The organism is Streptomyces sp. ICN903 (assembly GCF_022015835.1).
In the GTDB taxonomy this organism is placed as follows: Bacteria; Actinomycetota; Actinomycetes; order Streptomycetales; family Streptomycetaceae; genus Streptomyces; species Streptomyces fenghuangensis.
Genome location: NZ_JAKMAY010000344.1, coordinates 1 through 5,626 on the forward strand (window position 1 = coordinate 1; position 5,626 = coordinate 5,626).

General features: G+C 72.9%; 5 protein-coding genes. 1 reads left to right on the forward strand and 4 read right to left on the reverse strand.

Annotated features, from left to right (window positions below):
* Window positions 1-1,018, forward strand: a 1,018-nt coding sequence (gene coaA / locus L7D48_RS25085) for a type I pantothenate kinase (protein ID WP_237882779.1), incomplete at its 5' end; no start/stop codon positions are given.
* A 201-nt stretch (window positions 1,019-1,219) separates the two neighbouring features.
* Here the strand turns inward: coaA and glmM are convergent.
* From glmM to L7D48_RS25105, 4 genes are all read right to left on the reverse strand, one after another.
* The gene (glmM, locus tag L7D48_RS25090; protein WP_237882781.1) at window positions 1,220-2,578 is read right to left on the reverse strand and encodes a phosphoglucosamine mutase; all 1,359 of its coding nucleotides are present in this window, start codon (window positions 2,576-2,578) and stop codon (window positions 1,220-1,222) included.
* Window positions 2,579-2,821: 243 nt separating this feature from the next.
* Window positions 2,822-3,325, reverse strand: coding sequence for a 30S ribosomal protein S9 (rpsI, locus tag L7D48_RS25095; protein WP_093851435.1), 504 nt, complete (start codon window positions 3,323-3,325; stop codon window positions 2,822-2,824).
* A gap of 39 nt (window positions 3,326-3,364) precedes the next feature.
* Window positions 3,365-3,808 carry a 50S ribosomal protein L13 gene (rplM, locus tag L7D48_RS25100; protein ID WP_237882783.1) on the reverse strand — a complete coding sequence of 148 codons (444 nt, stop codon included), beginning with the start codon at window positions 3,806-3,808 and terminating at the stop codon, window positions 3,365-3,367.
* 278 nt (window positions 3,809-4,086) lie between these two features.
* A partial coding sequence (locus tag L7D48_RS25105; RefSeq protein ID WP_237882785.1) for an ABC-F family ATP-binding cassette domain-containing protein occupies window positions 4,087-5,626 on the reverse strand: 1,540 nt, incomplete at its 5' end.

Below are 5,626 nucleotides of genomic sequence, written 5' to 3' on the forward strand. Positions count from 1 at the left end.
CGCCACCGTCCCCGGGCCCCCCGCCGCGTCCGGTGTCCCGCCGCAGCACCGCCGCGGCCGGCCCTCCGACGCGAGCCCCTTCGTCGACCTCGGAAGGGCCGAGTGGAGCGCCCTGCGGGAGAAGACCCCGCTGCCCCTGACGGCCGCGGAGGTGGAGGAGCTGCGCGGGCTCGGCGACGTCATCGACCTCGACGAGGTGCGGGACGTCTACCTGCCGCTGTCCCGGCTGCTCAACCTCTACGTCGGCGCCACCCACGGGCTGCGCGGCGCGCTCAACACCTTCCTCGGCGACGCGGGCGGCGGGCACGGCGCCCAGCGCGGCACCCCGTTCGTCATCGGGGTCGCGGGCAGCGTCGCGGTCGGCAAGTCCACGGTGGCGCGGCTGCTGCGGGCGCTGCTGGCCCGCTGGCCCGAGCACCCGCGGGTGGAACTGGTGACCACCGACGGCTTCCTGTTCCCCAACGCGGAACTGCACCGGCGCGGGCTGATGTCGCGCAAGGGCTTCCCCGAGTCCTACGACCGCCGTGCCCTCACCCGGTTCGTCGCGGACGTCAAGTCGGGCCGGGAGGAGGTCACCGCCCCCGTCTACTCGCACCTGATCTACGACATCGTCCCCGGCGAGGTGCTGACGGTGCGCCGCCCCGACATCCTGATCGTCGAGGGCCTCAACGTCCTCCAGCCGGCCCTGCCGGGCAAGGACGGCCGCACCCGGCTGGCCGTCGCCGACTACTTCGACTTCTCCGTCTACGTGGACGCGCGCACCGAGGACATCGAGCGGTGGTACCTGGACCGCTTCCGCAAGCTGCGCGAGACCGCCTTCCAGAACCCGTTCTCCTACTTCCGCAGGTACACGCAGGTGTCGGAGGAGGAGGCGCTGGACTACGCGCGGGGGATCTGGCGGACGATCAACCGGCCGAACCTCCAGGAGAACATCGCCCCGACCCGGGGCCGCGCCGGCCTGATCCTGCGCAAGGGGCCGGACCACAAGGTCCAGCGTCTGTCGCTGCGCAAGCTCTGACCGGACGCCGGGGCGGACAACGACGCGCGCCGCCGGGCGCGGGCCTCCCCCGCGGCCACGGACCCCGCCCGCGCCGGCACCGCCCGCCAGGGTGGGCCGCCGGGAGCGGTGGCGGCCGGAGATCCGCGGGCCGGTACGGCCCGCGGGCGGCCGTTCGGCCGCACCGCGCGGAGGGCAACGGTCCGCGCCGGGCGCGGAACGTCAGCCCAGCGCGGACTTGACCTCGTCCGCCAGCCGCTGCGCCACCGCGCGGGCCTGCTCCAGGTCCGCGGCCTCGACCATCACCCGCACCAGCGGCTCGGTGCCGGAGGAGCGCAGCAGCACCCGGCCGGTCTCGCCCAGCTCCTTCTCGGCCTCGTTCACGGCGGTGGCCAGCCGGGCCGAGGAGGAGACCCGGGTCTTGTCCACGTCCCGCACGTTGACCAGCACCTGCGGCAGGCGCCGCATGACGCCCGCCAGCTCGGCCAGGGGCCGGCCGGTGGCGGCCACCCGCGCGGCCAGCATCAGGCCGGTCAGGGTTCCGTCGCCGGTGGTGGCGTGGTCCAGGACGATCACGTGCCCGGACTGCTCGCCGCCCAGCGAGTAGCCGCCGCGCTTCATCTCCTCCAGCACGTAGCGGTCGCCGACCGCCGTCTGGAGCAGCTCGACGCCCTCGCGCTCCATGGCGAGCTTGAAGCCGAGGTTGGACATCACCGTGGCCACCACGGTGTTCCCCCGCAGCGTCCCGGCCTCCTTCATGCCCAGGGCCAGCACGCTGAGGATCTGGTCGCCGTCGACCTCCTCGCCGGCCGCGTCCACGGCCAGGCAGCGGTCGGCGTCGCCGTCGTGGGCCACGCCCAGGTCGGCGCCGTGCTCGACGACGGCCGCGCGCAGCCCGGCGAGGTGGGTGGAGCCGCAGCCGTCGTTGATGTTGAGCCCGTCGGGCTCGGTGGCGATGGTGACCACCTCGGCGCCCGCCCGCGCGAACGCCTCCGGGGAGACCCGCGCCGCCGCGCCGTGCGCTCCGTCGATGACGACCTTGAGCCCGTCGAGCCGGTTGGGCAGGACGCCGACGAGGTGGGCGACGTACTTGTCGAAGCCCTCGTCGTACTCCTTGACCCGGCCCACCCCGGCGCCCGTCGGGCGGTCCCAGGGCTCGCCGGAGGCGTGCTCGCGGTAGGTCCGCTCGATGCGGTCCTCCAGCTCGTCGGCGAGCTTGTGGCCGCCGCGGGCGAAGAACTTGATGCCGTTGTCGGGCATGGGGTTGTGGCTGGCGGACAGCATCACGCCCAGGTCGGCGCCGAGCGCGCCGGTCAGGTACGCCACGGCCGGGGTCGGCAGCACGCCCACCCGCAGCACGTCCACGCCCGCGCTGGCCAGCCCGGCCACCACGGCGGCCTCCAGGAACTCCCCGGACGCGCGCGGATCACGTCCGACCACCGCCACCGGGCGATGGCCCTTGAACGTACCCGCCTCGGCGAGCACGTGCGCCGCCGCGACCGACAGACCGAGCGCCATTTCGGCGGTCAGGTCGGCGTTGGCGACTCCGCGCACACCGTCCGTACCGAAGAGTCGTCCCACCGTGGTTCCTCCGAGTTCCGAGCTGAGCTCCGGGCCTGCCGAGGCCCGGTCGATCCAGATATACGCCCCTTGGCGGCGGATGCGGCACGGCCGTGACCGCGGCATGCCGACGGTCGCCCCACCGGACGCGCCGGTCCGGAGGCGAGCGGTGGCCCGAAGACGAACGCCCCGACGCACCGTGACGGTGCTGTCGGGGCGCTCATCAGCGGATCCCAGGGATTCCAGCAGACAGCGAGGCGCTGATCAACGCTTGCTGTACTGGGTGCCCTTGCGGGCCTTCTTCAGACCGGCCTTCTTCCGCTCGACCGCGCGGGCGTCGCGGGTCAGGAAGCCGGCCTTCTTCAGCGGGCCGCGGTTGTTCTCCACGTCCGCCTCGTTCAGGGCGCGGGCCACGCCCAGGCGCAGCGCGCCGGCCTGGCCGGAGACGCCGCCGCCGCTGATGCGGGCGATGACGTCGTAGCGGTTGTCCAGCTCCAGAACCTTGAACGGCTCGTTGACTTCCTGCTGGTGCACCTTGTTCGGGAAGTAGGCCTCGAGGGTCCGGCCGTTGATCTTCCACTGGCCGCTGCCCGGCACGATGCGCACGCGGGCGATGGCGTTCTTGCGGCGTCCGGTGCCGGCGCCCGGCTGGGGCTCACCGAAACGGGACGCGAGGGACTCGGTGGTGTACTCCTCGACACCCTCGGGGGTCTCGGTGGTGTACTGCTCGACCTCTTCGATCGGGGTCTCGGCGGTGGTCTCGGCCACGGTTCTCCTCAGCTCTCTTCAGTCTTGGTTGTGGCCGGACTACTGCGCGACCTGGGTGATCTCGAACGGGACCGGCTGCTGGGCGCCGTGCGGGTGGTTCTCGCCCGCGTAGACCTTCAGCTTCGAGAGCATCTGGCGGCCCAGGGAGTTCTTCGGGAGCATGCCCTTGACGGCCTTCTCCACGGCCTTCTCCGGGTTGTTCTTCAGCAGGTCGTCGTAGCGGACGGACCGCAGACCGCCGGGGTAGCCGGAGTGGCGGTAGGCCAGCTTCTGGGTCCGCTTGTTGCCGGAGAGGTGCACCTTGTCGGCGTTGATGATGATGACGAAGTCACCAGCGTCAACGTGCGGCGCGTACACCGGCTTGTGCTTGCCCCTCAGAAGGGTGGCGGCCTGGGAGGCCAGACGGCCCAGGACGACGTCGGTGGCGTCGATGACGTGCCACTGGCGCTGGACGTCGCCGGGCTTGGGGCTGTACGTACGCACGGTCGTAGCCTTCGCTTCTTCAGTGAGTGTTTCCTGACAAGGTCACCGGAGATCACGACAGCCCTGACCTCGCGCCGGTGACGCAAGCCGATGCGGGTCGCTGGTCATCGTCCTGGTGGACCAGGCGTAGCGGCCTCTCACGTGAGAACGAGCAAGCCAATACGCACAACGAACCAGCAGGATACCGGCCGTCCTCCGCACGGGTCAAAACGCCCCCTCCCCGCGGGGCGCCGGACACGGCGCGGGGCCCGCGGGTGCCGCCTCCCGCGGCGGGCGCGTCAGCGCGCCCGCGCCACCCGTCCCTCGCTCCAGACCGGCTCCGGCGCCTCGCGCACCCGCCCGTCCGCGCCGAAGACCAGGAAGCGGTCGAAGGAGCGGGCGAACCAGCGGTCGTGCGTCACCGCCAGCACCGTCCCCTCGTACGCCTCCAGCCCCTGCTGGAGCGCCTCGGCGCTCTCCAGGTCCAGGTTGTCGGTCGGCTCGTCCAGCAGCAGCGCCGTCGATCCGGCCAGCTCCAGCAGCAGGATCTGGAAGCGGGCCTGCTGGCCGCCCGAGAGCTTCCCGAAGGGCTGCTCGGCCTGGCGGTCCAGCTCGTAGCGGCGCAGCGCGGACATCGCCGCGCCCCGGTCCTTCGCGTGCTCGGTCCACAGGACGTCGAGCAGGGTGCGGCCCTCCAGCTCGGGGTGCGCATGGGTCTGGGCGAAGTGGCCGGGCACCACCCGGGCGCCCAGCTTCCACTCCCCGGTGTGGGCGACGTCACCGCCGGCCAGCAGCCGCAGGAAGTGCGACTTGCCCGAGCCGTTGGAGCCCAGCACCGCGACCCGCTCGCCGTAGAAGACCTCCAGGTCGAACGGCTTCATCAGCCCGGTCAGCTCCAGCCCGGAGCAGGTGACCGCCCGCACCCCGGTGCGCCCGCCGCGCAGCCGCATCCGGATGTCCTGCTCGCGCGGCGGCTCCTGCGGCGGGCCCGCCTCCTCGAACTTCCGCAGCCGGGTGCGGGCCGCCTGGAGACGGGAGGCGAGCCCGTCGTTGTAGGCGGCCTTCTGCTTGAGGGTGTTCACCAGTTTCCTCAGCTGCGCGTGCTGCTCGTCCCAGCGCCGCCGCAGCTCCTCGAAGCGGGCGAAGCGCTCCTTGCGGGCCTGGTGGTAGGTGGCGAAGCCACCGCCGTGCACCCACACGTCCGATCCGGCCGGGCCCGGCTCCACGCTGACGATCCTCTGCGCCGCCCGCGCCAGCAGCTCGCGGTCGTGGGAGACGAACAGGACCGTCTTGCGGGTCTCGGCCAGCCGCTCCTCCAGCCAGCGCTTGCCGGGGACGTCGAGGTAGTTGTCCGGCTCGTCCAGCAGCAGCACCTCGTCCGGGCCGCGCAGCAGCGCCTCCAGCACCAGCCGCTTCTGCTCGCCGCCCGACAGGGTCCGCACCTGCCGCCACTGCGCCTTGTCGTACGGGACGCCGAGGGCGGCGGTGGTGCACACGTCCCAGGCGGTCTCGGCCTCGTAGCCGCCGGCCTCGGCCCAGTCCGCCAGGGCCTGCGCATAACTCATCTGGGCGGCCTCGTCGTCGACCTCCATGATCCTCAGCTCGGCGGCGTCCACCGCCTCCGCCGCCCGGCGCACCCGCGGCCGGGCCACCGAGACCAGCAGGTCGCGCACCGTGCGTTCGTCCCGGACCGAGCCCACGAACTGCGGCATCACCCCGAGCCCGCCGCCGACGGTCACCGTGCCGCCGTGCGGCTTCAGCTCTCCGGCGATCAGCCGCAGCAGCGTCGTCTTCCCGGCCCCGTTGGCGCCCACCAGGGCCACCACCGAGCCCTCCCCC